The organism is Micromonospora echinaurantiaca (assembly GCF_900090235.1).
Lineage (GTDB): Bacteria > Actinomycetota > Actinomycetes > Mycobacteriales > Micromonosporaceae > Micromonospora > Micromonospora echinaurantiaca.
In genome coordinates, this window is sequence record NZ_LT607750.1 from 7,041,096 (window position 1) to 7,062,140 (window position 21,045).

General features: G+C 74.0%; 24 protein-coding genes, 1 tRNA gene and 1 pseudogene. 12 read left to right on the top strand and 14 right to left on the bottom strand.

Annotation, left to right across the window (positions count from 1 at the left end):
• Window positions 1–17 precede the first annotated feature (17 nt).
• The 3 genes from GA0070609_RS32145 (at window position 18) to GA0070609_RS32155 (ending at window position 2,522) form a co-directional block, all read left to right on the top strand.
• A complete protein-coding gene (locus GA0070609_RS32145) occupies window positions 18–884 on the top strand; it encodes a PHP domain-containing protein (protein WP_088997261.1) in 867 nt (288 codons plus the stop codon).
• A 40-nt stretch (window positions 885–924) separates the two neighbouring features.
• Window positions 925–1,539, top strand: coding sequence for a MarC family protein (locus GA0070609_RS32150; protein WP_088997262.1), 615 nt, complete (start codon window positions 925–927; stop codon window positions 1,537–1,539).
• 140 nt (window positions 1,540–1,679) lie between these two features.
• Entirely contained in the window at window positions 1,680–2,522 is an 843-nt protein-coding gene (locus GA0070609_RS32155) for a RecB family exonuclease (protein WP_408630619.1), read from the top strand.
• A gap of 135 nt (window positions 2,523–2,657) precedes the next feature.
• Here GA0070609_RS32155 and GA0070609_RS32160 read toward each other — a convergent pair whose 3' ends face one another.
• Window positions 2,658–3,521 carry an oxygenase MpaB family protein gene (locus GA0070609_RS32160; protein WP_088997264.1) on the bottom strand — a complete coding sequence of 288 codons (864 nt, stop codon included), beginning with the start codon at window positions 3,519–3,521 and terminating at the stop codon, window positions 2,658–2,660.
• A 57-nt stretch (window positions 3,522–3,578) separates the two neighbouring features.
• Entirely contained in the window at window positions 3,579–4,007 is a 429-nt protein-coding gene (locus GA0070609_RS32165; protein WP_088997265.1) for a Fur family transcriptional regulator, read from the bottom strand.
• 257 nt (window positions 4,008–4,264) lie between these two features.
• Between GA0070609_RS32165 and GA0070609_RS32170 the strand changes: the two genes are divergently transcribed.
• Window positions 4,265–4,747, top strand: coding sequence for a DUF2231 domain-containing protein (locus GA0070609_RS32170; RefSeq protein ID WP_088997266.1), 483 nt, complete (start codon window positions 4,265–4,267; stop codon window positions 4,745–4,747).
• A gap of 37 nt (window positions 4,748–4,784) precedes the next feature.
• Here the strand turns inward: GA0070609_RS32170 and GA0070609_RS32175 are convergent, their stop codons facing one another.
• Window positions 4,785–5,297: a hypothetical protein gene (locus GA0070609_RS32175; RefSeq protein ID WP_231928474.1), complete on the bottom strand. Its 513-nt coding sequence runs from the start codon at window positions 5,295–5,297 to the stop codon at window positions 4,785–4,787.
• 107 nt (window positions 5,298–5,404) lie between these two features.
• Here GA0070609_RS32175 and GA0070609_RS32180 point away from each other — a divergent pair, with 107 nt between their 5' ends.
• The gene (locus GA0070609_RS32180) at window positions 5,405–5,584 is read left to right on the top strand and encodes a hypothetical protein (RefSeq protein WP_088997268.1); all 180 of its coding nucleotides are present in this window, start codon (window positions 5,405–5,407) and stop codon (window positions 5,582–5,584) included.
• Window positions 5,585–5,596: 12 nt separating this feature from the next.
• Here GA0070609_RS32180 and GA0070609_RS34725 read toward each other — a convergent pair whose 3' ends face one another.
• Window positions 5,597–6,289 carry a hypothetical protein gene (locus GA0070609_RS34725; protein ID WP_231928475.1) on the bottom strand — a complete coding sequence of 231 codons (693 nt, stop codon included), beginning with the start codon at window positions 6,287–6,289 and terminating at the stop codon, window positions 5,597–5,599.
• Between the two features lie 155 nt (window positions 6,290–6,444).
• Between GA0070609_RS34725 and GA0070609_RS34730 the strand changes: the two genes are divergently transcribed.
• Window positions 6,445–6,702 (top strand): hypothetical protein, encoded by a 258-nt coding sequence (locus tag GA0070609_RS34730; protein WP_231928476.1) that lies wholly within the window; start codon window positions 6,445–6,447, stop codon window positions 6,700–6,702.
• A gap of 62 nt (window positions 6,703–6,764) precedes the next feature.
• Here the strand turns inward: GA0070609_RS34730 and GA0070609_RS34735 are convergent.
• Both GA0070609_RS34735 and GA0070609_RS32200 read right to left on the bottom strand, forming a co-directional pair.
• Window positions 6,765–6,923, bottom strand: a pseudogene (locus GA0070609_RS34735) (FmdB family zinc ribbon protein); the annotation flags it as partial.
• Window positions 6,920–7,570 carry a 5-formyltetrahydrofolate cyclo-ligase gene (locus GA0070609_RS32200; protein WP_408630620.1) on the bottom strand — a complete coding sequence of 217 codons (651 nt, stop codon included), beginning with the start codon at window positions 7,568–7,570 and terminating at the stop codon, window positions 6,920–6,922. The gene GA0070609_RS32200 and the pseudogene GA0070609_RS34735, both read right to left, overlap by 4 nt.
• Before the next feature lie 117 nt (window positions 7,571–7,687).
• Between GA0070609_RS32200 and GA0070609_RS32205 the strand changes: the two genes are divergently transcribed.
• The 6 genes from GA0070609_RS32205 to GA0070609_RS32230 all read left to right on the top strand — a co-directional run bounded on the left by GA0070609_RS32205 (window position 7,688) and on the right by GA0070609_RS32230 (window position 14,208).
• Complete coding sequence (locus GA0070609_RS32205; RefSeq protein WP_172899445.1) at window positions 7,688–9,976, top strand: diguanylate cyclase; 2,289 nt, start codon at window positions 7,688–7,690, stop codon at window positions 9,974–9,976.
• 9 nt (window positions 9,977–9,985) lie between these two features.
• Complete coding sequence (locus GA0070609_RS32210) at window positions 9,986–10,942, top strand: UTP--glucose-1-phosphate uridylyltransferase (RefSeq protein WP_088997270.1); 957 nt, start codon at window positions 9,986–9,988, stop codon at window positions 10,940–10,942.
• The gene (locus GA0070609_RS32215; protein WP_088997271.1) at window positions 10,939–12,252 is read left to right on the top strand and encodes a molybdopterin molybdotransferase MoeA; all 1,314 of its coding nucleotides are present in this window, start codon (window positions 10,939–10,941) and stop codon (window positions 12,250–12,252) included. Before GA0070609_RS32210 ends, GA0070609_RS32215 begins: the two co-directional genes overlap by 4 nt.
• A 94-nt stretch (window positions 12,253–12,346) precedes the next feature.
• The gene (locus tag GA0070609_RS32220) at window positions 12,347–12,955 is read left to right on the top strand and encodes a GNAT family N-acetyltransferase (protein WP_172899570.1); all 609 of its coding nucleotides are present in this window, start codon (window positions 12,347–12,349) and stop codon (window positions 12,953–12,955) included.
• A 177-nt stretch (window positions 12,956–13,132) separates the two neighbouring features.
• Window positions 13,133–13,924 (top strand): divisome protein SepX/GlpR, encoded by a 792-nt coding sequence (sepX, locus tag GA0070609_RS32225; protein ID WP_172899446.1) that lies wholly within the window; start codon window positions 13,133–13,135, stop codon window positions 13,922–13,924.
• Between the two features lie 207 nt (window positions 13,925–14,131).
• A tRNA-Ala gene (locus GA0070609_RS32230) sits at window positions 14,132–14,208 on the top strand.
• Window positions 14,209–14,270: 62 nt separating this feature from the next.
• On the opposite strand, the gene GA0070609_RS32235 is transcribed toward GA0070609_RS32230, so the two are convergent.
• The 8 genes from GA0070609_RS32235 to GA0070609_RS32275 form a co-directional block, all read right to left on the bottom strand.
• Window positions 14,271–15,530 (bottom strand): tyrosine-type recombinase/integrase, encoded by a 1,260-nt coding sequence (locus GA0070609_RS32235; protein ID WP_088997274.1) that lies wholly within the window; start codon window positions 15,528–15,530, stop codon window positions 14,271–14,273.
• The gene (locus tag GA0070609_RS32240) at window positions 15,517–15,717 is read right to left on the bottom strand and encodes a helix-turn-helix transcriptional regulator (RefSeq protein ID WP_088997275.1); all 201 of its coding nucleotides are present in this window, start codon (window positions 15,715–15,717) and stop codon (window positions 15,517–15,519) included. Before GA0070609_RS32240 ends, GA0070609_RS32235 begins: the two co-directional genes overlap by 14 nt.
• Complete coding sequence (locus tag GA0070609_RS32245; protein ID WP_088997276.1) at window positions 15,714–15,917, bottom strand: hypothetical protein; 204 nt, start codon at window positions 15,915–15,917, stop codon at window positions 15,714–15,716. Before GA0070609_RS32245 ends, GA0070609_RS32240 begins: the two co-directional genes overlap by 4 nt.
• Before the next feature lie 91 nt (window positions 15,918–16,008).
• Window positions 16,009–17,598 (bottom strand): replication initiator, encoded by a 1,590-nt coding sequence (locus tag GA0070609_RS32250; RefSeq protein WP_088997277.1) that lies wholly within the window; start codon window positions 17,596–17,598, stop codon window positions 16,009–16,011.
• Window positions 17,595–18,494, bottom strand: coding sequence for a DUF2637 domain-containing protein (locus GA0070609_RS32255; RefSeq protein ID WP_088997278.1), 900 nt, complete (start codon window positions 18,492–18,494; stop codon window positions 17,595–17,597). Before GA0070609_RS32255 ends, GA0070609_RS32250 begins: the two co-directional genes overlap by 4 nt.
• Before the next feature lie 127 nt (window positions 18,495–18,621).
• A complete protein-coding gene (locus tag GA0070609_RS32260; protein ID WP_088998097.1) occupies window positions 18,622–18,966 on the bottom strand; it encodes an RRQRL motif-containing zinc-binding protein in 345 nt (114 codons plus the stop codon).
• Between the two features lie 764 nt (window positions 18,967–19,730).
• Window positions 19,731–20,453, bottom strand: a complete 723-nt coding sequence (locus tag GA0070609_RS32270) for a GGDEF domain-containing protein (protein WP_088997279.1) — start codon at window positions 20,451–20,453, stop codon at window positions 19,731–19,733.
• Window positions 20,450–20,977 (bottom strand): DUF6197 family protein, encoded by a 528-nt coding sequence (locus GA0070609_RS32275; protein WP_088998098.1) that lies wholly within the window; start codon window positions 20,975–20,977, stop codon window positions 20,450–20,452. The genes GA0070609_RS32270 and GA0070609_RS32275 overlap by 4 nt, the downstream gene beginning before the upstream one ends.
• Between the last annotated feature and the right edge of the window lie 68 nt (window positions 20,978–21,045).

The window sequence follows — 21,045 nt, forward strand, 5'->3', positions numbered from 1 at the left end:
CCGGGTAGCGTCGGGCGGTGAGTTCCCGCCCACGGATCGACCTGCACACCCACTCCACCGCCAGCGACGGCACCCTCGGCCCGGCCGAGCTGGTGCGGGCGGCCGCCGACGCCGGGTTGGACGTCGTGGCGCTCACCGACCACGACACCACCGCCGGGTGGGAACCGGCGCTGCGGGCGCTGCCGCCCGGGCTTCGCCTGGTGCGCGGCGCCGAACTCTCCTGCCGCTGGTACGGCCCGGACTCGCCGGTGCCGCTGCACCTGCTGGCGTACCTCTTCGATCCGGACCACCCGGCGCTGGCCGCGGAGCTGGCCCGGGTGCGGCTGGCCCGGGAGGTGCGCGGCGAGCGCATCGTGACGCTGCTGCGGGCGGACGGCGTCGACGTCAGCTGGCCGGAGATCCTCGCTGCGGCGGCCGGCGGCACGGTGGGCCGCCCGCACATCGCGCAGGCGCTGATCCGGGCCGGCCTGGTGGCGAGCACCACCGAGGCGTTCGGGCCGGACTGGCTGGGGGAGCGCTACCGGCTGCCCAAGGAGGACATCGATGTCTTCCACGCGGTCCGGCTGGTCCGGGCGGCCGGCGGCGTGCCGGTCTTCGCCCATCCTCGGGCCAGCCGGCGGGGACGGATCGTGCCGGACGAGCTGATCGCCGAACTGGCCGCGGCCGGTCTCGCCGGCCTGGAGGCCGACCACGAGGACCACTCGCCGGCCGAGCGGGCGCACGTCCGCGCGCTCGCCGCCGAGCTGGGCCTGCTGGTGACCGGGTCGTCGGACTTCCACGGCACGCACAAGACGGTGCGGCTCGGTGCCTTCCACACCGAACCCGAGGCGTACGAGCGGCTGGTCGCCGAGGCGTCCGGGGTGACCGAGGTCGCTTCCGGCTGATCCGCGTTTCCGTCTCCGGCGCCACGGCTACCTTGATCGCGTGGATGTCAAGCTGTTCGGCGAGGTCTTCGTGACCCTGCTGGTGATCGTCGACCCGCCGGGCATGATGCCCATCTTCCTCGCGCTGACCGGTCCGCTGCCGGCCCGCGACCGCAACCGGGCCGCCTGGCAGGCGGTCGCGCTGGCGCTCGGCGTGATCGTCGTCTTCGCGGTGGCCGGGCAGACCATCCTCGACTACCTGCACGTGGACCTGCCCGCGTTGCAGGCGGCCGGCGGCCTGCTGCTGATCCTGGTCGCGCTGGAGCTGCTGACCGGCAAGACCGACGACCCGAGCCAGCAGACCACCTCGAACATCGCCCTGGTGCCGCTCGGCACGCCGCTGCTGGCCGGTCCGGGCGCGATCGTGGCGACCATGCTCTTCGTGCAGCAGTCCGACGGCGCCGCGGACTACACCGCCGTGGCCGCCGGGATCGTGGCGGTGATGCTCGCGGTGTGGATCGTGCTCCGGTTCTCCGGCGGGATCGTCAAGATCCTGCGTCCGGGCGGGATCGAGGTGCTCACCCGGATCGCCGGCCTGCTGCTGGCCGCCATCGCTGTGCAGCTCATCGCGGACGCGGTGGCCGCCTTCGTGGCCCAGTACACCGGCGCGGCCTGACCGCCGTACCGGTCCTGTCGGACTCGGGTGGCAGGATCCCCGGTGTGCGACGAGCATCTTCAGCCGGTCGACCCTCCGCCGCGGGGGGCCGGGCACCCCGACCGCGCGACGCCCAGCCCGAGCAGCTCGGTTTCGAGGGCATGCCGGAGCGGCTCTTCGTCTGCACCCCCAGCAAACTCGGCACGTACGCGGACTGCCCCCGGCGCTACCGCTACTCCTACGTCGACCGTCCGGCCCCGCCCAAGGGCCCACCCTGGGCGCACAACTCGCTCGGCGCCAGCGTGCACACCGCCCTGCGCAACTGGTACGCGCTGCCCCCCGAGCGACGCCGACCGGAGGCGCTGGCCGGGTTGCTCAAGGGCACCTGGGTCCGCGAGGGCTACCGCGACGACGAGCAGGAGCGCTCCGCCTACCGGCGGGCGCTGAGCTGGCTGGAGTCCTACGTGGCCACCCTCGACCCGGAGGTCGACCCGCTCGGCGTGGAACGGGTGGTCGCGGTGAAGACGGCGGTGCTGGCCTTCAACGGCCGGGCCGACCGGATCGACTCCCGCCCCGGGCCGGCGGGCCCCGAGCTGGTCATCGTCGACTACAAGACCGGCCGCACCGGCCTGGACGTCGACGACGCGCGCGGTTCGCAGGCGCTGGCCCTCTACGCGTACGCGGCCGAGCGGGTGTTCCGCCGGCCGTGCCGCCGGGTCGAGCTGCACCACCTGCCCACCGGCACGGTGGCCGGGCACGATCACACCGTCGAGTCGCTCGCCCGACAGGTGTCCCGGGCCGAGGAGACCGCGCGCGACATCATGGCCGCCGAGCGGGCCGTCGCCGACGGCGGCGACCCCGACGAGGCCTTCCCCACCACTCCGGGCCCCCGCTGCGGCTGGTGCGACTACCGGCGCAGCTGCCCGGCCGGCGCCCAGGCCCCCGGCAAGGAGCCGTGGGCGGCCATCGAGCGGCCGAGCGACGCGCTCCCCGGTCAGGAGTGATCGTCTCCACGCGATGACCGTCCCGGGCGGCACGGGGTGACTCTGCGGGAGGCGAGCCGCACCCCGCCCGGTGCTGGGCAGCCCCCGGCCGGCGGCAGCTTGGTGGCACCGGACGGGTTTGACCGGGCTGGACGGTCAGCCGGGCAGCGGGGTGGCGGTGAGCCGGGCGGCCCGTTCCTTGGCCGCCTGCTGCATCGGCCCCTCCCGGTAGCGGCGGGGCAGCGCGGCGAGGGCGAGGCGCAGGGCCCGTACCGTCAGGTCGGCCGAGAGCGCGGTGGTCGGCAGGCCGAGGCCGCCGTACATCCGCCGGGCCCAGGCCGGCAGCAGTGCCAGCGCGGTGCCGGCGATCCCGAAGTACGCCCACCGGGGCGGGCCGAGGGTGAGGCCGACCCGGACCGGCAGGCTGAGCTTCCACGGCAGCGGTGGCGCGGTGAGGAAGAGCGCGGTCTCCGCCGCCTCCCGGGTCATCCGCAGCTCCGGGCGGATCCGCCGGTAGTACTCCGCCACCTCGGCGGCGGAGCCCGGCACGGTCTGTGGATCCAGGCCGACCAGGGCGGCGGCCCGCCGCTGCTCGGTGTAGTAGCCGTCCACCTCGTCGCCGGTCAGCGGCAGCCCGGCCCGGCGCGCGGTGTCGAGGAACGACTCGATCTCGGTGACGTGCACCCAGCGCAGCAGGTCGGGCTCGTCGATCCGGAACTCCTCCCCGGTGGCCGGGTCGGTGGCCCGCATCCGGGCGTGCAGCCGGCGCAGCCGCAGCCCGGCCGCCTCCGCCTCGGCGGTGGTGCCGTAGATGGTGGTGGCCACGTAGGTGGCGGTGCGGACCAGGCGCCCCCAGGCGTCGGTGCGGTAGTTGCTGTTCTGCGCCACCCCGGCCATCGCCCGCGGGTGCAGCGCCTGCAGGTAGAGCGAGCGCAGGCCGGCGACGAGCAGGATCGGCTCCTCGTGCACCTTCCAGGTGACCGAGCCGGGACCGAACAGGCCGACGTCATCCGACTTCACCGAACCAGCGTGCCACGGCCGGAGCCCGTTCCGGCGGTCGCGGGTGCGCGGCCCTGGTCAGTCGTCGGCGGAGCGGCGGGCCTGGCAGGCCGGGCAGAGGCCCCAGAAGGTCACTTCCGCCTCGTCCACCTCGAAGCCGTTGTCGATGTTCGGGTCGAGGCAGGGTGCGGAGCCGACCGCGCAGTCGATGTCGGCGATCTCGCCGCAGCCCCGGCAGACCACGTGGTGGTGGTTGTCGCCGACCCGGGCCTCGTACCGGGCGGGGCTGCCGGCCGGCTCGATCCGGCGGGACAGGCCGGCCCGGGACAGCGCACCCAGGACGTCGTAGACGGCCTGGGTGGAGACCGAGTCGAGGCGCTCACGCACCCGTCGGGTGATCTCGTCCACCTCGAGGTGGCCGCCAGCGGCCAGCACCTCGAGCACGGCGAGGCGCGGCCGGGTCACCCGTAGGCCCTTCGACCGGAGCAGATCCTCGCCACTGGACATGTGCCAATGACAGCACGGGCGCAGGAGGTCGACAACCGAGCTCCGGGACGAGGTGGCCCCGACCACAGCCTGGTGACCGGCGTTGATCTTTCGGGGCAGCTCGATGGGAGCGCTGCCGATCGTTCGGTGAAGATCCTTGCGAGTCCGGTGAACCGGACCGGCCGGGGGCGCGTGTGACCCGGTGAGAGTCCTGGGCGGGTCTACCGGCGCACCGTACGCTGGCCTCCCGCGACCGCGAACTGCCCCGGAGGTTGTCGATGTTCCTGAAGGTGCTGGGTCTTCCAGTACACGTGCTGGTGGTGCACGCGGTCGTGTTGTTCGTGCCGCTGCTGGCGCTCCTCTCCGCCGCGTACGTGGCGCTGCCCCGGTTCCGGTCCCGGCTGGACTGGGCGGTGGGGGCCCTCGCCGTGATCGCGCCGTTGACCGCGTGGGTCGCCGTCCAGTCAGGGGAGCGGCTGACCGACCACCAGGTGGCGCGGGGTTTCCAGGGCGAGATCCTGGACAAGATCTACGAGCACTCCCGCTACGGTGACCTGCTGTTCCGGTACACCCTGCCGCTCGGCGTCGGCGCTCTCCTGCTGGTCGCGCTGACCAGCGGGCACCCCCGGGTGCCGCGGCTGCCGAACTGGGCCGTCCCGGCGCTGTCGGTGGTGGTGATCGCCCTCGGGGTGGCGTCCCTGGTCTACGTCTACCTGACCGGGCACTCCGGAGCCGACGCCGTCTGGGGCAACACCTTCTGACCCGCGGCTGGCGCCCCTGCTGGTGCTCCCGGCCGACTCAGAAGAGGACGCGCGAGCAGAGCAGGCAGCACAGCACCACCAGCACCACCCCGGCCACCACGCCCACCCCCCAGGTGACCCGCTGCGCCCGCTGTTCCGCCGCGTCGAGCCCGACCATGTCCTGCGGCGGCAGGGGCCGGGGCGGTGGCGGTTGCAGGTGTACCGGCGGTCGCCAACCGGCCGGGGGTGGCACGGTCGGCGGCGGACCGGCGTACCCGCCCGCCGGCCGGCCGGCGGCCGCCGGCGGCGCGGGGTGGGCTGGTCCGCTCGGCGTGGCCGGCGCGGGCTGCCCGGTCGGCGGTGCCGGCGGCGCCCAGGCGGACCCGCCCGGCGCCGGCGGTGGTGGGGTCCGGGCCGGCTCGGTCGGCACGACGGTGTGCTGAGTCGGCGCGGCGGAGGGCTGGGTCGGCTCGGTCGGCGCGGCGGGGGGCTGGGTCGGCGACCCCTCGGCGCCGGCGTCGGGTCGCCGCCACTGGTCGTCCGGGGAGCTGCCGGAGCTGGGGGTCGTCACGCCGTCCGACGCTACCAACGCACCCGCCCTGCGGCCGGCCGGACGCGGCCGGTCCAGCCGGTTCGGTGCCGGCCGGCTGACGCCCGGCTGCGTTAGTCTTGCCGCTCGTGAGCACCGAGGACCCCGGGGCGCCGGTACGCGGCGACGACGACCGCACGGTCGACCTGAGCGACGACTTCGTGGTGCTGCCCGAGCAGACCGCCGACGACACCGACCGGGGCTGGGGCGAGCGGGCCGGCGGCAACGACGACTGGCTGCTCGCCGAACGCCCGCCGCACTGGGACTGACGCCGACGCTGGTCATTCGCGTACCACGATGGCGAAGCGGCTGCCTTCCGGCTGGCTGACGGCGCGCCGCGCCTGGTCGGGCGGGAGCGCCAGGTAGAGCGCCGCGCCGGCGTCGAGGGCGTCGACACCGACCACGTCGAGCACCAGTGCCCGGGAGGCCAGCAGGGATCCCGTGCCGTCCGCACCCGGCGGCAGCGCGAGCAGGTCGACCCGTGCGCCCGGACGCACCACCGCGAGGGCCGCCGGCTCGGCCAGCCGGACCGGCACGCCGACCGCCCCGCTGGGCAGGGGTAGGGGCGCCGGCCGCCCGCCCGGGCCGGCCACCGGCTCGCCACCTCCGGGATCGGTACCGCCGTCCGTGCCGTCGAGCGCCCCGGCCTGCTCGCCGCTGCCAGGGGCGCCGGACCGGTCGCCCGACCCGCCCGGCTCTCCGCTGGCGAGGCCCGGCCCGGCGGGACGGCGGGTGCCCGACGGGCCGGCGCCGCCGGTCGGCTCGCCGTCCGGTGAGCCGGACGACGACCCGCTGGGCGGTGGACGGGAGCCGGCCGGGCCGGGCGGGCAGCCGGCCGGGGTGTGCAGGACGGCCGCCGCCAGGCCGAGCAGCGCGGCGAACAGGCCGGCCCGGAGCAGCGTGGCGCGCCGGGGCAGCCAGGGACGGCGCAGCGGACGTAGCGCTCTCGCCGAGACCGCGTCGCCGCTCGCCATGGCCGCCTCCCTGCCTGAACCCGGTACCGTCACGGCACCCGTGGGCAGCAGGCTAGGCGGCACGGCGCCGCCGACGGGTCCACCGCCGGCGGCCTGTGGACAACCCGGCGGCCTGTGGACAACGCCCGCGCGGGAGCGGTTTCTGCTACGGCACCGTGGCCGCCAGGTCGGCGCCGCCGGTGCCGGCGGCGTCGCCTCAGGAGGCGGTGCTGCTCGCCGCCGGGGCCTTGCTGGTCGAGCCGCCGGTGGACGAGCCGGCGGAGCTGGACGAACCCGAGGAGCCGTTCGACGTCGAGCTGCTCGATCCGTTCGACGAACCGGAGCTGCCGGCCGAGGAGGTGTCGCTCTTCGCCGGCTTGCTGGCGCCGCTGCCGGCCGTCTCCGAGCCGGACGAGCGGGAATCGGTGCGGTAGAAGCCCGAGCCCTTGAAGACGATGCCGACGGAGTTGAAGACCTTCCGCAGCCGCCCCTCACACGCCGGGCACTCGGTCAGCGGCTCGTCAGAGAAGGACTGCACCGCCTCGAGCTGGTGGCCGCACGCGGTGCAGGCGTACTGGTACGTGGGCACGTTCTCCTCCGGAATCTGGCACGGCCGGTTGGCACTCGACGTATTCGAGTGCCAATGGTGCGTCATGCGCCCCGGATTCGTCCAGCGGAAGTGTGGGGCGCGACACCTGGCGCGATGCCCGACGCGCCGTCCAGCGTACGCAGGCCCTCGGCGGGGGTGACCACCGCGCGTACCGGGCGGTCGTGCGGCTCGGCGGGGACCGCCTCGACCAGCTCACCGTCGTGCAGCGGCACCACGGTGAGCGCCGTCACCGGCACCCGGGCCAGCGCCCGGTCGTACGAGCCGCCGCCGCGGCCCAGCCGCAGCCCCCGGCGGTCCACCGCCAGCGCGGGCACCACCACCAGCTCCGCCCCGGCCACCGCGCTGCGGCCCAGCCGCGGCCCGGCCGGCTCCCGCATCCCCCGGCCCGCCGCGACCAGCCCGTCCGGCCCGGTCCAGGCCGCCCAGTCCAGGTCGAGGTCCGCGCACAGCACCGGCAGCAGCAGCTCACCCCCGGCCGGCAGCGCCGCGGCGAGCACCTCGGGCAGCTCCGGCCCGCCCGGCTCGCTGCCGACCGGCACGTACGCGGTCATCCGGCGCGGGCGCAGCCGGCGTACCACGGCAACCAGCTCGGCCTGGACGCGCGCCGCGGCGGCGGCCCGCTGCGCAGCGGTCAGCGCCCGGCGGCGGGCGAGCAGCGCGGCACGGACATCCCGCTTGGCCACATGTGCCACATCGGCCGCTTGCGCTCCATCAGAAAAATCCGGCACGCAACACTCCTGACGCAACGCCTTCCACCTGGTCGCTCTGTGTCAGCATCGCAGCATCGGCGGAACTTCCGGGGGGACCGAGTGACGCTACGTGGGCGGTTGACCGCAGCCTTCCTGGCGGTGGTGCTCGGCCCGGTGCTGCTCGGAGCGTTCTTCGTCGCCTCGACCGTAGCGTCCGTCGACCGCGGTCGCTCCACCGAGCGCCTCGCCGTGGCGGCGGCGACCGTGCGTACCGCCGTCGACGCCCTCTGCCAGCAGTTGCGTGCCGCCGCCGACGCGGTCGCCCTCACCCCCGACCACGCCGGCGCCGCCGGGCAGGTGGTCAGCCGGGGCCTCGCCGCCGCGGTGCGGGTCACCGACCAGGCCGGCCGGGTCACCTACGCGACGCCGGGCTCGCCGCCGGCCCCGTGGCGGGACTGCGCGGCCGACGCCCCGGCGTTCGGTCCGGTGTCGGCCCTCGCCGTGCGGGTGGACCTGCGCGACCCGGCCGGCGTCGGGTTGGGCGCGGTCGCCGCCGCGCAGCCGGTGGACCCGGCCTTCGTGGCCCGGCTGGCGGCGGTGACCGGCGTGGCGGTCACCCTGCTCGACGGGGCTGCGGCGCCCGCCCGGGTCGCGCACACCACCGAGGCCACCGGGGTACGCGACGCCGTGCTGGGCGCCGCCGGCAGGGTCGACGGCGAGGCGGTCACCGAGACCGCCGACGGCCGGTACGTCCGGCGGGTCGGCCCGACCTCCGGGCAGCCGCTGCCGCTGGTGCTCTCCGTGCCCAGCGACCAGCCACCGGGCCTGCGGGGCGCGCTGGTCGGCGCGGTGCTGCTGGCCGCCCTGCTGGCGGTGGCCGTCGCCTGGCGGCTGGCCCGGGTGACCACCCGGCCGCTGGTGGAGCTGGCCGGCGCGGTGGACCGGGTGGCCGGTGGCGACCTGGGCACCCGGGTCCCGGTGCGCAGCCGCGACGAGATCGGCCGGCTGGCCGGCGCCTTCAACCGGATGACCCGGGAGACCGGCAGCTACGTGGCGGCGCTGACCAGCAGCCGGGACCAGCTGCGCGGGCACCTGGCGGTACTCGGCGACACCCTGGCGAGTACCCACGACCTGCAACGCATCCTGCGGGTCATCCTGCACAGCGCGATCGCGGCGACCGGTGCCCGGGCCGGCGCCGTGCTGCTGCTGGACTCCGGCGGGGTGCTCGTGGCGCAGTGCACGGAAGGGCTGGACGGGCGCCTGCCGGCGGACGACCCGCCCGATTCGGCGCCGTTGCGGGTGCCGGTGGGCGCCGGGGTGGTCGGCGCGGTCGCGGCGACCGGCGAGGCCCGGCGGGGCCGGATCGAGCCGTCCGAGGTCCCGGCGGGGGAGCCGCGCTGCCAGACGTACGTCGCGGTGCCGTTCGCCGCGCCCGGCGCCGCACCGGCCGACCCGCCCGGACGCGGCGCGGAGAGCGCGGCCGCGGCCCGCCCCGGTGACCCGGCGCCGCGCCCGGGGGTCGACCCGGCGCCCGAGGCCGGCGCGCTCGGCGTGCTCGCCCTCTACGACCGGCTCGGCGCGGACGAGTTCGACGACGACGACCTGCGCACCCTGCGTACCTTCGCCGGGCACGCGGCGGTGGCGGTGGACAACGTGCGGGTGCACGAGGAGGCGCAACGGCTCTCCCTCACCGACCCGCTCACCGGGCTGTGGAACTACCGCTACCTGCGCGAGTCGATGCGCCGGGAGGTGGAGCGGGCCAACCGGTTCGGCCGGATGCTCAGCGTCCTCGCCCTCGACCTGGACCGGTTCAAGCAGGTCAACGACACCTACGGGCATCCGGCCGGGGACGCGGTGCTGGCCGAGTTCGCCCGCCGGGTGCGCGGCGAGATCCGCGAGGTGGACCTCGCCTTCCGGCAGGGCGGCGAGGAGTTCGTGGTGCTGCTGCCGGAGACCGACGCGCGCGGCGCGGCGATCGTGGCGGACCGGCTCGGTGCGGCGATCCGGGACACGCCGATCGCCGTGCACGGGCACGGCGGCACCCCGGTGACGCTCGTGGTCACCGTGTCGATCGGCATCGCCGTCTACCCCGACCACGGCACCACCGGGCAGCAGGTGCTGGACGCCGCCGACGACGCCCTCTACACCGCCAAGGACGCCGGCCGGGACACCTGGCGGGTGGTCAGCGCGCGCCGTACCCCGCCGGTGCGGGAGATCCCGGTCCCGGCGGCGGCGGTCAGCCCGGCGGACGGGTTCCCCCGGGCCGGCGCCGGTCCGGCCCCGCCGGCCGGCGGGGCGGCGCCCGGCGAGCCCGAGCCGTGCGGGGCCGCGCCGGATGCCGCCCGGGCCGGACCGGCCGGCGGCGCGTCTTCCGGGCCACACCCGCCACGGCAGACCCGTGGCCGATAGTCTCGCGACATGTCGGAGCACTCAGCGAAGCCCTCCACGGCGACCGCCGCGACCGGTCGTCCCCGCGCGGTCAAGGCCGTCATCCCGGCCGCCGGTCTGGCCACCCGGTTCCTGCCGGCCACCAAGGCGGTGCCCAAGGAGCTGCTGCCGGTGGTCGACCGGCCGGTGTTGCAGTACATCGTCGAGGAGGCCACCCAGGCCGGCATCAGCGACGTCCTGCTGATCACCGGCCGGGGCAAGACGTCGATGGTGGACCACTTCGACCGCCGCCCCGACCTGGAGGCCCGGCTGGAGAAGAAGCCCGACATCCTGGCCGCGGTGCAGCGCCCCAGCGAGCTGGCCGACATCTACACCGTCCGGCAGCCCGAGCAGCTCGGCCTCGGCCACGCCGTCGGGTACGCCGAGTCGCACGTCGGCGACCAGCCCTTCGCGGTGCTGCTCGGCGACGAGTTCGTCAAGCTCGACCAGCCGCTGCTGCCGGCCATGTTGGAGCTCCAGGCCCGCACCGGCGGCGTGGTGCTGGCCTTCTTCGAGGTCGACCCGGCCGAGACGAAGCGGTACGGGATCGCCTCGGTCGAGCCCGCCGAGGCGGAGCTGACCGACATCGGCGAGGTCGTGAAGGTCACCGGCATGGTGGAGAAGCCCAAGCCGGAGGAGGCGCCGAGCAACCTCGCGGTCCTCGGCCGCTACGTGCTCCCCGGCCGGATCTTCGACGCGATCCGGCGTACCGAGCCGGGCAGCGGTGGGGAGATCCAGCTGACCGACGCCATGGAGATCCTGCGCAACGAGGGCGTCCCGGTGCACGCGATCGTCTACCGGGGCACCCGCTACGACACCGGCATGCCGCTGGGCTACCTGCAGACGGTGGTGCAGATCGCCGCCGAGCGGGAGGACCTCGGCGCCGAGTTCCGCAAGTGGCTGGTCGAGTTCGTCAACGCCGACACGGCGGGCGGATCTGGTACATGACAGCGACGGCCGACGCCGAGGCGGCCGCCAACGAGTTGACGCCGCTCGCCGACTACCTGGGCAGTGTGCTGCGCAGGTTACGCGCGCTGCCTCCGCTCGACCTCGACCTCACCCAGGCGCACGGCAACGTCCTCGCCGAGGACGTCGTCGCGCCGCACGCCTTCCCGGCCTTCGACCAAGCGGCCGTGGACGGTTACGCGGCCCGCTGGGAGGACATCGCCGGTGGCGGGCGGGGCGTCGGCTACGTACCCGCCCAGGTCGGGTCGCCGGGCGGCCGGAACGTGCGGCTCAACGTGGTCGGCGACCTCGGCGCGGCCAGCTGGCGGCCGGTCCGGCTCACCCCGGGCTCGTGCTTCTCGGTCGCCGCCGGGGCGCCGCTGCCCATCGCGGCCGACGTGGTGGTCCCGGTGGAGTGGACCGACCAGGGCATGGCCGCCGTCGAGATCTTCCGCGTCCCCAAGCGGGGGTACGGGGTGCGCCGGGCCGGCGAGGAACTGCCCGCCGGCACCCTGCTCGCCCGGGCCGGCACCTACGTCTCGCCGGCCCTGGTCGCGGTCTTCGCCGCCACCGGCATCGGGCACGTGGTGGTCCGGCCCAGCCCCCGGGTGGTCATCGTGGCCACCGGGGACGAACTGGTCGACGTCGGCCGGGGCAGCCAGCCGGGCCAGGTGGTGGACGCCAACTCGCACGCGTTGACCGCCGCCGCGGCCGAGGCGGGCGCGCTGGCGTACCGGGTGGGCATCTGTGACGACGACCCGGAGGGGCTGCGCGGGCTGCTGGAGGACCAGACCCTGCGGGCCGACCTGATCATCACCACCGGCGGCACCGGCACCGGTCCGGGCGACATGGTCCGCCGGATCCTCTCCCGCCGGGATGGCGGCCGGGCCGGGCCGGTCACCTTCACCGAGGTCGCCCTCTATCCCGGCACCGCGCTCGGCTTCGGCACCGTGGGCGCCGAGGAGGTGCCGGTGGTCTGCCTGCCCGGCGACCCGGGCGCGGCGCTGATCGGCTTCGAGGTGCTGGCCCGCCCCGCGATCAACCTGCTGGCCGGCGCGGAACCGGTGTTCCGGCCCAGCGTCCGGGCGCACCTGCTGGAGACCATCTCCTCCCCGGCCGGGCTGCGCGAGTTCCGGCCGGCGCACGTCGCCGAACGGCGGGGCGGCGGCTACACGGTGCAGCCGCTCAGCGGCGGGCCGTTCACCCTCTCCGGGCTGGCGGAGGCGAACGGGCTGATGGTGCTCGGCGAGCGGGTCACCACCGCGGCCGCCGGATCCACCGTGGACGTGCTGCTGCTGGATCGACGTCGGTGAGCCTGCGGCACGCCCTTCCGAGGCGCGTGGTCGCGGGCGTAGGGTCCGCCCGGTGAGTCTCTTCAACCCCGGACGGGCACCCGGCTGGCCGGTGGTGCTGGTGGACGGTCCCGTGCTGCTGCGCCCGTACCGGCGCTCGGACGCGGCCGCCTGGTCGGAGGTGCGTCGCGCCAACCAGGCCTGGCTGTCGCCGTGGGAGTCGTCGCTGCCCGGCAGCTGGGACGAGCTGAACTCGCCGGCCGCGTTCCGCTGGGTGTACCGGGACCAGCGGCGCTCGGCGCGTACCGGCGAGGGGATGCCGTTCGCCGTCTGCCTGCGTGAGGGCGGGCGGGAGCGGCTGGTCGGCCACCTCAACCTGGGCAGCATCGTCCGGCGGGCGTTCTGCTCCGGCTACGTCGGCTACTGGGTGGACTCCAGAGTGGCCGGTCGCGGGGTCATCCCCACCGCGCTGGCGCTCGCCGTCGACCATGCGTTCGGCCCCGGTGGGCTGCACCGCGTCGAGGTGAACATCCGGCCGGAGAACCGGCCGTCCCGGCGGGTGGTGGAGAAGCTGGGCTTCCGCGAGGAGGCGTACCACGTGCGCTACATGCACATCGACGGTGCCTGGCGTGACCACATCGGATACGCGATGACCAGCGAGGAGGTCGCCGCCGAGGGCGGCTTGCTGGCCCGCTGGCACCGGATCCGCGCCGGCACCGGGTGAGCCGTCCCACGCACGGGATCGGCGCGGCGCGTCAGCATCCGGGCAGGTGGACCGTAACCTCAAGTAACTGCAAGCTGTGGCAAGCGCTGTCCGCCCGTACGATCCGCGCACCCGAAACCGATCGGCGGAAGATCCTGCGGTCGGCCAGCGGTTGCTCCGAACTCGGTGACGGGAGGGGTGAGGGTGCCGACGTCGGTGCTCCTCGCCGTCCTCGCCGCCGCCGGCCTGCTCGCCCTCGCGCCGGCGCTGGTCCGCCGGTACGACGCCACCGAGCGGCTGGTGGCGGAGCGGGCGCAGTCGACGGCGCGGGTGCTCCAGCGCCGCCGGCGGCGTCGTACTGTCCCGGGGCGGCGGCCGGTCAACCCGTCCCGTGCCCTGGTCGTCACCCTCAGTGAGAATGCCGCCACGGGTGGGTTGAGCGCCCCGGTCTCCGCGCCGCCGGCGCCGCGCCGGTCGAACCGGCTGCGCGCCGTCCCGCCCGCGGTCAACCGGTCCCGCCGCCGGCCCCCACCGCGCCGGCCGCACACCCCGGCCGTCTACCGCCGCCGCCGGGTGCTGGCGGCGCTGCTGCTGCTCAACTTCGTCGAGCTGATCGGCGTGATCGTGGTCAGCCCCGGCTTCTGGATCAGCTTCTCGGTGACCGCCACCCTGCTGGTCGCGTACGTCGTACACCTGCGCAGCCGGGCGGTGGCCGACCGCCGGCGGCGGCGGGCGCGGGCCCGGGAGGCGGCCTGGCTGGCCGCCCGGCAGGCCGAGGTGCGGCGGGAGCAGGCCCGCCGGGCGGCGGCCCGCCGCGAGGCGCAGCGCCGGCTGGCGGCCCAGCGCGAGGTGGTACGCCGTGCCGCTATGGGCCTGGACCGCCCGGCCGACCTGCCGGCGGCGGCCAGCGGCGGCTCGGTCTCCTACCGGCGGGCCGGTGGCCTGCGGGGCCGCCCCTACCAGTCCGGCCGCGGCTCCCACTCCGCCTGACCGGTTCGTGCCCGGCACGGCCGGGTCGGCGCGATATGCGCCCTGTGGGGTGTCCCGACGTCGAGGATGCCCCCAGATCGGCGATCCGGAGTCGATCAAGGGAGCGGCGCGCCGGGGGCGATTCGCGGCGGAGGCCGGCGACCTGTTAGCCTTGTCGCCGGCCCGCCCGGTGTCAGCCGGGTGGGACCTCGCCGGTCCGCCGGCGGAGGGGCTGTGGCGCAGACCGGTAGCGCACCTCGTTCGCATCGAGGGGGTCAGGGGTTCAAATCCCCTCAGCTCCACCAGTAACACCGCTGAGCAGCGGAAACGCTGCCAGCAAGATCGCTAGGACCAGATTCGGCCCAAATCAGCGCGGACTCTGTGATTTCGGGGTCGACGTCCGGCGTCTGGCGCTCGCGGCCTGGAGCGCAGTACTGATGATGTTGCGGCGGCGGTCTTTCTTGGGCCACCAGTGAACGTAGGTCTCCAGCGTGATCCGCAGGCTGGAGTGCCGCAGCGCGTTCTGCACGTCGGTGGGATCGGCACCCGAGGTGATCAGGCGGGTGGCGAAGTAGTGCCGCAGGGAGTGGAAGGTGCCACCGTCGGGCCAGTCGGCAGCCTTGCGCCATGTCCGCCACATGTCGGACCAGCGCTGGTCGTGGATCGGTCGGCCCAGGTCGTCGGTGAACAGCAGCGGGACCAGGCGGCGGCGGGGCTCCTTGCCGGGGTCGGGCGTGCCGGCGGTGATGTCGGGCAGCTCGACCAGGACGGGCGGATGCTTGCGGACGTGCTCGGCGAAGACCGCCGCCACATGGTCGTCCAGGTCCACGTCACCGACCGAGCCAGCCTTGGGCGGAGCGAGGTAGAAACCGCCGTAGCTGGCCTTGTGGAACCGCAGTTGCTGAACCACATGGACTTCCTGACGGTCCGGGTCGACACACCGCGTGCTGTCCTCCAGGCCGAGGACTTCCCCCAGTCTCAGACCCTCGCCCGCGCCGGCCCAGATGGCCGCCTGATATTCGTGGGGCACCACGTCGACCAGGGCGAGCACGTCGTCATCGGTCGGTACCCACTTGGGTGCGCGGGAGAAGCCGCGCAGGATCGCGAAGAGTCGGATCGACTTGCAGGGGTTGTCGGGTATCACCTTGTCGGCCACGGCCGAGTTCATGATGTTGTTCAGCAGGTCGAAGTAGGTCTTGACCGACGACTGCGCAACGTTGGCTTGCAGGAGTTTGGCGATCCATTCGAGTACGTCGGTGACGGTGATTCCGCGAATCGGGCGATCACCGAAGTGCGGGTAGTGGTGATGCCGTAGCCGGGACTCGGTGTGGCGCTGGTAGTCGAGTGCCTGCCCGATCTGCCGTGAGACGCGCCACCGCTCGGCGTACTCACGGAAGGTGGAGCGTCGCTCGCTCTGATCAATCTTGGTTTCCTCGGCGAGCCCGGCACGCGCTCGGGCATCGAACGCTTCGGCGTCGTCCTTCCGTTCGAATAGACGTTCCCGAGGTTCCCCGTTCGCGTCTTCGTACCGACACCGCCAGCGCTTACCGCGCCCATACCGCTCCGACTTGAGTCGCTTCCCATCCGGTCCACGCTTTTTCAGGTACCACCGATCATCGACGGCCATTAGCGCCCCCTTGTCCGGTGAGCCAGGAGCGCACCTCGCTGGGGTCATAACGCAGGTGACGGCCGACCTTGAAGGCCCGAGGCCCGGTGCGCCGGGACCGCCACTGGTAAAGGGTGTCTACCGGAATGCGCAGGAACGCGGATACCTCCTCGATGGTCCAGAGTGGTTCGTTGGTGGTTATCGTCATGAGCTCTCCTTTCGGGTGATGGTGATGTAGGCGCGGCTTTCGCCGCTGTAGCCGGCGGGGCGGGTGCTGGTGCGGCAGGTGACGTGCTCGCGGCCGTAGTAGGCGGCGAGCTGGGCCGCGATGGTGGCGGCGTGGGCGGTGACGGAGGCGGTCGGCCCGATGAGGCGGACCGCGACCAGGGGGCGGGGGCGTGTGGGCATGCCGTGCTCCTTCCAGGTGGCCGGGCCGGGGTGCTGGTCGGTCGCTGTGGAGTTGTCAAGGAACGGGTTCGCAGGCGTTGACACGTACGTGTCAAGCGGCCAGGGGTCGGGCGGCGGTCCGGTGGGCCGCCAGCTCGTCGGCCAGGGCGTCGAGGCCGGCTTGGTGTCGGGCGCGGGCTTGGGCGGCGGCGGTGTTGGCGAGCAGGGCGTCGCCGGTGGTGATCCAGCCGGTGGCGTGGTAGCCGAGTTCGTAGATGACGCGTTCGGTTTGTTCGTCGTCCCAGGTGTGGGGGTGGCCTTCGGTGCGGCGCCAGATGGTGCGCTGCATGCGCAGGAAGCCGAGGGTGACGGAGAAGGCGCGGCTTTTGGTGGCGATGTGGCCGCCGTAGCCGAACTGGTGCGCCCAGCGGCGAAGCCGGGCGTAGTCGGGGTGCTCGCCCAGGTCCCAGCACGCGCGGATGAGCCGGCCGAGGTGGGTGCGCGGGTCGCCGTGGGTCTGGACGGAGAGGTCGTCGACACGGCGAAGGTTGAGGCCGGTCACTTCGGTGCTTTTGGTGACGTACTTGGCGATGTAGCCGGTGATCTGGGCGAGGTTGACCTCATGGCCGGGGGCGTTGACGTGCTTGAGGTCCAGGCCCTTGTCACCCCACGCGATGTGCCAGCCCTGCCCGCCGTTGGCGGGGTGCGGGGCCGAGGTGTAGGCCGTCTTGACGAACGCGGCCCGGACCGCCTCTTCGAACAGGCCCCGGGTGATGATCCGGGGTGGGGGCACGATGGCCTGCGGGCAGTCGGGGTTGTAGCCGTCGAGGCGGATGAGGGCGTGGTAGTGGATGACGCCGCGTACCTGGAATTCGTAGACCTTGATGTAGCGGCGGCGCAGCTCGACACCGTGGGCGCGGCCGAGGCGGCGTAGCTCCCGGTCGACTTGCTGGATGGTGCGCCGCCACAGTTCGGGTGCTTCGTGGTTCCAGACGACCTGGCCGGTGTGGTCGTAGCAGTCCAGGCAGAGAGGCTGCCCGAGGTGGGCGTCACTGGCCTTGTGCCGCGTACCGCAGCGCAGGTCGACGCCGTGGGGGCAGGTGCGGCCGAAGGGGTGGCAGACGGCGGCGCGGCAGGTGCAGCCGTCCTTGCGGCGGCAGTCCGCGGCGTGGACCTTCACTACGCGGTGGTGGACCGGTCCGAAGGAGGGGGCGGTGGCGGTGAGGAAGATGGCGATGTGTTCGTGCAGGGGCGGCAGTCCCCACCGGTCGCCTTGTAGGCCGGCTTTGATGAGGTGGTAGGTGTCGCGGCGGTAGACCTCGGCGCAGGACGGGCAGACGGCGGCGCGGCGGTTGCCGCACGGGGTGTAGATCGCACCGTCGGGCATGTCCTCGGTGTCGATGGTGGCCATGCGGTTGCCGTCGGCGTCGGTGACGTGGATCTGTCCCGCGAGGCGGATGGGGTGCTTGCAGGCCGAGGCCGCGCGGACGTGGCCCAGCCATTCGGGGTAGTCGGGGTCCTGGGCGCGGGCGCGGCCGGAGGCGACGGTGCGGGGGTCGTGGCCGCGTACCCAGCCGTCGCCGGGTGGTGGGGTGCGGGTGGGGGTGGCCCAGGGCCAGTAGCCGGCGGTGGGTTCGGCGGAGGCTCCCGTGCCCGAAACCGTGGTGGTTTCGGGCGCGAGAGGCAGCGTCGAGGAGGTCACGCGGTGGCTCCCACGGCAGTGCCGTTGTGGGTCTTGTCGTTGATGGTCGGTTGGTTGGTGGTGAGGGCCGTCAGGATGTCGGCGGCCGTGGTGGTGGGGACGCGCAGCCGCACGGCGAGTTGGCCGGCGGTGATGGGCTCACCGTGGGCCTTCTCGTGAGCGGCAGCGACGATCCGGGCGTTGGACAGCAGTGCCGGCGGCGGGCCGGTCATGGCTGGCGCGGGCGCCGCAGGTGCCGGGGTCGCGTCGGTGTCGGTGGTGTCCGGGGTGGGCTCGACCGTCGTCACGGTCGCGGTGTCCTCGCCAGAGGTGGACAGGGTGATCGGTTCGCGGGTGGGTGCGGTGTCGGTGTCGGGTGCGGGGTTGGTGGCCGGGGTCGCGGCGGCCGGGCGGACCAGCGGTGAGGCGGGGATGTCAGGTGACGACGCCTCAGCGGTGGTGGCCGGCACCAGTGCCGAGACAGGTGCAGTCAGCCGGTTGGTGGTGCGCTTTCCGGTGGCGAGTAGAGCGGCGGTGGCCATGAGCATCAGGCCATCGACGGCGAGGGGACCGAACCAGACGACGAGGGTTTCCTCGTTGTAGTGGTCGAGCAGTCCGGACAGGTGCCGGTAGGACACGAACGCGGCGACCAGGGCGACGGGCGGCAGCCCGACCCAGCGCAGCACGTTCCAACCCCAGCCCGTCGGCCAGGGCGTGCGAGCAAGGATCTCGATAGCGATGAACAGGAACAGCGGCCAGACGATCGAGGAGACGACCGCGCCGGGTTCCGGGCTCCAGTTCTCCGGTGCCCCGTCGGGGGCGATGAATGAGTGAGCGATGTTCGCGGCGACGGAGACGAGTCCGCCCAGGACCAGGCCGAGGTAGGCCCAGCCGCGCGAGGGTCGAGAGGTCGTCATCGGTGCCTCCGGGGCCGGCGGGTGCGGAGGTTGGCGCAGTCGTGGCAGCGGGGACCCTTTTCGAAGGGGCCGAGTTCAGTGCCGCAGTTGGCGCACAGGCGCAGGTCGTAGTCATCGAGGGTCGGGGTCATCGGTCGTCTCCGTGGCAGTCGAGGCAGGTGCCGGTGCGGCGGGGGATGTAGTAGGGCTTGACCTGCCGGCAGTCGGGGCAGGTACGCCGGGCGGTGAGCGCCGTGTCGATGGCGGCGCGTTGCGCCGGGGTGGCGGTCCGCTTGGGCACCGCCAGGTCGAGACGGAACAGGTAGGCGACGCGCTTACCGCGACGCCAGAGGATCTGCGCGGCGGGTTCCTGGCCGCCGGGGCGCAGCTGTCGGTCGCGGAGCTGGCGACGGGTCAGCAGCCCGTCGGGGGCGAACTTGAAGGGGTAGGTCGGCAGGCCGAAGCGCTCGCCGGTCGGGTCGTAGAAGACCATCGGGTCGTCGTCCTCCGGGTCGTCGGTGGCCTGGCCGTCACCGGCACGGCCGGTGGCGAAGGTGGGGTGTTCGTAGGTGTCGCGGTCGATGTCCTCGGGCAGGAAGGCAGCGCCGCAGGTGGCGCAGACGATCGGCCCCTCTTCGAAGGCCGCCTTGGAGATGCGCAGCTTGCGGGGGCACTCGCACTCGCACGAGACGCCGTTGTTGTTGTTCGTGCGGGACTTGCCTTCCCCGGTCGGTTCGGGGTGGCGGTAGAAGCGCAGCGCCTCGGACAGGTCAGCGATGACCGCCTTGTAGCGGGCGCGGGTGAGGTCGGTCAGGGTGCAGGGCGAGTAGCCGAGCTTGTCGTCCTTGGTGGTGGACATGCCGAGTTCGGCGGCCAGGGTCGAGAACTTCTTGTTGTGCCAGCGGCCCTGCCGGGAGGTGTCCTGGATGCCCCGGACGTCGGCCAGGGCGTGGGTGGCTTCGTGCAGCAGGGTGGTGAACACGGCTTCCGGTTCGCGGGTCAGGCCCTCGCCGGAGATGAGGATTTCGGGGAGTTGGGTGTCGCCGGCCTGCCAGCGCAGCGCGGCGAAGTGGCCCCACTTCATGCCCTGATTGGGCTTGGTGGGGGAGCCGGAACCGACCACGATGACGGCGGCCGGGACCTCGGGGTGCCGCTCGCGGATGGCGGCCCAGGCGGACTCAAGCGCGGTGATGAGCGCGGCAGTGGAGACAGCGTTTTGACACGTACGTGTCACGTCAGTGATGTCGATAGCGGTGGTCATGCGGCCCTCCAGCTGGTTGGGGCGGCGGCGAGGAGACTGGTGGGACGGGCCAGGTCACGGGGCCGATCGGTCGCCCGCAGGTCGGCGGGGGTGTCGGTGGTGTCCGTGAAGACGGCGGTCGTCCGGCGGTTGGCGCGGGCGGCGTACATGGCCAGGTCGGCCCGGTGCAGCCACACGGCGGCGGGGTGGCCGGGATCGGCCAGGACCGCGCCGAGAGTCGCGCCGACAGCCAGCGGGCGGCTGTCGTAGCTGACCGGCGTGGTCAGCCGGGTGTGGATGTGGGTGAGCCAGTCGGCCAGCCAGGTTGCGGCGTCGCCGCGCCGGGTGGCGGGGCCGGTGGTGATGACGGCGAATTCGTCGCCGCCGAGGCGGGCGGCGATGCCGGCGGGGCCGGCGATGCCGGCAAGCCGGTTGGCGACGGTGGTGAGGATGTGGTCCCCGGCGTCGTGGCCGTGGGTGTCGTTGACCTTCTTGAAGCCCACGAGGTCGACCAGGACCACCGCGACGGGTCGGGAGGTGGAGTGGGCGGTGCGGATGAGGGTGTCGGCGGCGGCGGTGAGGCCGGCGCGGTTGTGGATGCCGGTCAGCGGGTCATGGGTAGCCGTGTGCCGGACGGTGGCGAGTTCAGCCCGCAGGCTGTGACGGGCGGTGAGGTAGCCGGCGGTCGCGGCGGCGCTGATAGCGGTGGCGGTGATGAGGGCGCGCAGTCGGGGCGTCATCGGGCACCGAGCCAGGCGAGGAAGCCCTCACGGGTGGGGCGCTTTTCCGCCCACACGCAGGCATCGGCGTAGGTTTCGAGGTCGTCCTCGGTGGCGTGCGACCAGTCGTAGTCGTCGGCAGCAGCGCGCAGGGTGGAGATGACCTGCTCGGCGGTGCGGCCGGGGCGGTCGTTCCACTCGAACGGGTCGGTGTCGAGGTCACCCTCGTGGTAGGGCCGGGCCGGGTCCGGGCCGGCGGTGTCCAGGTGGCAGGTCAGGGCGTCGAGGGTGCGGGAGTAGCCGCGAGCGGCGGCGGGGTTCTTGTGCTCGTGCGGAACGGGGATGCGGTGGCCGTAGACGGCTACGGCGATCGCGCCAGCCACGCAGGCCGGCGGGAACGGGTTGTCGTCCTGACTCGGGGCGTAGTAGACGCCTTGCGTCCAGCCCCTGAGTTCGAGGTAGCGGGCGGCGCAGCGCAGGATGTCGGCCGGGCTCAGGTCGGCCAGCGCGCCGGGGATGTGGTGCTGGTTTTGGGTAGGGTTCATGGCGGCCACGTCCTTTCGTGGGCGGTGGTTGGTGGCCGACGGGCCGGGTTCGCTTTCCTAGGGCTGGT